1 protein-coding gene is annotated in these 3,266 nt (G+C 44.9%); it reads left to right on the top strand.

What is annotated here, in order from left to right:
• Positions 1-3,266, top strand: a 3,266-nt coding sequence (locus tag HMPREF2877_RS11365; protein WP_305366765.1) for a lectin-like domain-containing protein, incomplete at both ends; no start/stop codon positions are given.

Below are 3,266 nucleotides of genomic sequence, written 5' to 3'. Positions count from 1 at the left end.
GCGAGCCTTTCGACCTCAGTCTCAACCTCTGCTAGTACGTCAGCTTCGACAAGTGCGAGTGAGTCAGCCAGCACCAGTGCTTCGGCTTCACAGAAAGCTTCAGAGTCTACTTCAGTTTCAATGAGTGGTTCAAAGGCGACAGGGCATGACAGTGAGACATCAAGTAGTCAAGTTACTGCTACGAGCCAGACGGGGTCTGAGAGTGGTGCAGACTCAATGCGTTCAGAAGACTTAGATACCAATGAGACATCACGTTCATCAGATTTAACAACAAGAGCGTCAGTACCAACAGTCTCAGTACAAGCAGCAGAGGTTACCTCAGAAGCTACAGCAGTAGCTAATACTGCTGTGGCGGTGAGTATTGAGGCGGATAAGAAGCGTCAAGAGCAAGAAGCCAAGCTTAACTCACTGTCTACTGAAATTGGAACTTATCTAGGAAGACTAGGCAATCGTGAAGGAGCGGAAAGTGCCCTTCTAAAAGGAAAGACTACGATTGAAGCGATTCAAAATGCTTTGACAGATCCAAACGCTGACCTCAACGCCCTTATCTCTGAAGCTACTAGAACACGTAATACTGTGGTCAATACAGTGTTACGTGCAAGTTCTGGTGCTCGTGATTACCGGAATGGGGCACGGATTACTGCTGCCAATACCTTGCGCGCATCCTACGATACAAATGCTTCACTGGGAAATGCAACCTATGATCCTAAGGCGCATTTGATTGTAACCAATAAGAATCAATCCACCTACTTTAAAACAACTGGAGATGCCTCTTTAAGTAATGGGATTTTGACCTTGACGCCAAGTGCGCAAAGTCAGGCAGGTGCCTATACCCTGAACACGAAGATTGATATGAACGAAAGTTTCACTCTCACAGGAAAAATCAACCTCGGAGAGGCTTATGAAGGGCGCCCTAAAAACGGTCATGATGGTGGCGATGGAATCGCTGCGGTATTCTCGACAGGTGCTATCGGAGAAATTGGAAATGCCAACGGTAATGGATCAGGTGCCAGTCTTGGGATGGGAGGAGATAACCTCAAAGGTTCTTTCGGTTTCAAACTAGATACTTGGCACAATACTGGTGCGCCTAAACCTGAAAATAAGGCCTCTGCTGATCCTAAGTATTCGGGTTATCTAAAAGGAGCTTTTGGAGGCTTTACTTATAACTATAATGGATCAAATAGTACGGCACGTGGAAGTGTTTACCCTGTTATCCGCACCATTACGAAGTTAAATGGGGAAGGTCCTACAGATAATTCATTGAAGGACTATAAGGTTGTCTATGATGGGGATACCAAGGTGATGACAGTCACCTATAATGGACAAACCTGGTCTATGAATCTAAACAATGATCCCATAGCTGTTAATAGTGATATGCCTGTTGATGGTCATCCAAATGCAAGTGCCCTAAAATATGAGAATAAGAGCAGAAGCCTCTTGCAAAATGCGGGTTATCCTGATGAAATGGCCTTTGCCCTCTTTGGGTCGACGGGTTCCGGTTATAATTTACAGCAATTCCAGTTGGAGAAGTTTGATTATTCAGCTCAGGGTGCCTACATTACAGTGAAATTCATCGATGCAGACACTGGGGAAGAGATTCCTGGAAAAGATGAAGTGTTGATTCAGAAAACTCCTGGAACAAATGTAGATTTGGGAGAATACCTTGCTATTAGTGGTTATACTCTAAAAGCGACAAACGTTTCTACGGCTAAGGGCTATCTTTTTGGTAACACTGTGAAAGTTGTTACGGGTAACCAAGGAATTACCTATGCTTTCCATAAAATCAGACAAAACGAAATTTACACAGCCTCTGCCAAAGCAACAACTGTGTACACGTTGCAGGGTGAAACAGCTTCGGATCTTTCTGATGTAAGTAAATTTGTGACGGTTGCTTCAAATGAAAGTACAACACCTGCTGCCTCTGGTTATAGTCTGGTTTGGTCAACACCGATTTCAACGACTACTTCGGGGAATCAAACAGCTGTTGCAAAAGTAACCTATTCAGACGGTTCTGTGCAAACCGTTAATGTGAATTATAAGGTTTTACCTAAGATTGAGGCTAAAACACCTATTTATGATTTTAAAGGTCAAAATCTTCACAATGGTTCAAATGCAGATGCGTATCTCACATCTGATGTGACAGACCAATCTTACACAACCAAATGGACCAATAACTCTACATCTTCAACAACGACAACTCTGCCATTGTCAACGGCAACGGCAGGTGAATTTAACTATACGATTACCCGAACCTATGATGTTGGTCGTTATGGGACAACTTCAAATAGTTCAGAGTTGTTGGTGAGTACAACTACTCTTAAACATAAAGTTATTGAGGTGAAGGGTGTTTCTCATACATTTGAACAAGATGTTGATGATGAGGATTATTATAATAGCTATACGCCAAGTGAATGGTATAGTACAGATTCGGTTTCACAATCAGCCATCTTATCTGCAAATTTTGTCAGCTCAGACTTACCAGATATTAGTACTCCTGGACAACACTATTATTCTGTTAGATTTACAACCTTACCTGACGGGACAGGCCTAAGTAGCACTTATGAATTGGAGGTACCCTATACAGTTACCCCTAATAGGGATAGTATGTCAGCCTCAACCAGCGCCAGTGAATCCGCAAAAACATCAGCATCAATGAGTGCCTTAGCGAGTGCCTCGGAATCAGCAAGTACCAGTGCTTCGGAAAGTGTGTCCACAAGTGAATCGGAAAAAACCTCTGAAAGTGTTTCAGCTTCACACAGCGCATTAACGAGTGCAAGTGAGTCCGCCAGCACGTCGGCGTCACAAAGTGCCTCAACCAGCGCCAGCGAATCTGCAAGTACGTCAGCATCGCAAAGTGCATCAACGAGCGCCTCAGAGTCCGCAAGTACGTCGGCATCCATGAGCGCTTCAACAAGTGCGAGCGAGTCAGCAAGTACCTCGGCCTCAATGAGTGCATCAACGAGTGCATCTGAATCAGCCAGCACTTCAGCATCGCAAAGTGCCTCAACTAGCGCATCAGAATCGGCAAGTACCTCGGCCTCAATGAGTGCCTCAACGAGTGCTAGCGAATCCGCAAGTACCAGTGCGTCGATGAGTGCTTCAACAAGTGCTTCAGAGTCCGCAAGTACCAGTGCATCGATGAGCGCTTCAACCAGCGCCAGCGAATCAGCAAGTACGTCGGCATCCATGAGTGCTTCAACAAGTGCTTCAGAGTCAGCAAGTACTTCAGCATCCATGAGTGCCTCAACAAGTGCCAGTGAATCGGC

Source organism: Streptococcus sp. HMSC072D03, assembly GCF_001812855.1.
Lineage (GTDB): Bacteria > Bacillota > Bacilli > Lactobacillales > Streptococcaceae > Streptococcus > Streptococcus salivarius_D.
The sequence above is the reverse complement of the archived record's forward strand: the minus strand, read 5'-3'. Positions and strand labels throughout refer to the sequence as shown.